Source organism: Noviherbaspirillum sp. ST9 (assembly GCF_048799745.1).
GTDB lineage: Bacteria > Pseudomonadota > Gammaproteobacteria > Burkholderiales > Burkholderiaceae_D > Noviherbaspirillum.
This window is the reverse complement of the sequence record NZ_JBLWFR010000193.1, coordinates 1-542: the sequence shown is the minus strand read 5'-3', so window position 1 is coordinate 542 and position 542 is coordinate 1. Positions and strand designations below refer to the sequence as shown.

Annotated in this window: 1 protein-coding gene; it reads right to left on the bottom strand. The window is 43.2% G+C overall.

Annotated features, from left to right (window positions below; genetic code table 11):
- The coding region (locus ACNOHI_RS25475) for a TonB-dependent receptor domain-containing protein (protein ID WP_420477514.1) at positions 1-542 on the bottom strand (542 nt) is incomplete at both ends.

The following is a 542-nucleotide window of genomic DNA, read 5'->3' as shown; positions in this document are numbered from 1 at the left end:
TCTTGTAATAGATGTTGATGGAAGCGGAGTATCTTGGAGGCAAATACTCATACCCCACCGCCCAGTGATCAGACCGTTGCGGTTTTATAGAGGGGGATGACGGCAGCCATGTTTCAAGGGATGAAAAAGCAAGTTCCGAGTTCTGAAGAAGCTGTACATATTGATAATTATGATTATATGTTGCATGAACACGCCCCGAAGGAATGAGCAATGATGCATTCAGTCGTGGCTCAAGGCCGTAATAGCGGCTAATTTCTCGCTTTTTAACCCGGTTTCCCTGATCGTCAAACACATTATTCAGATCACCGGCGTTCCTAAAAAACCCTGCTCTGATACCGTAATTAAGCTCCAAAGCCTTTCTTATTGTGATCTGTTGTGTTATATACACTGCTGACTCCAGTGACTGATCTCTCGGAATATTAAAATCATCAGGAAAAGCATTCGTTGTCTCGCCCGGAACAAACCTGTGCCAGGTGGTTGAGGCTCCAAATTTAATCCTGTTAATTGGGTTTTTATAAAAGGTAAAATCTCCTTTAAGGCCT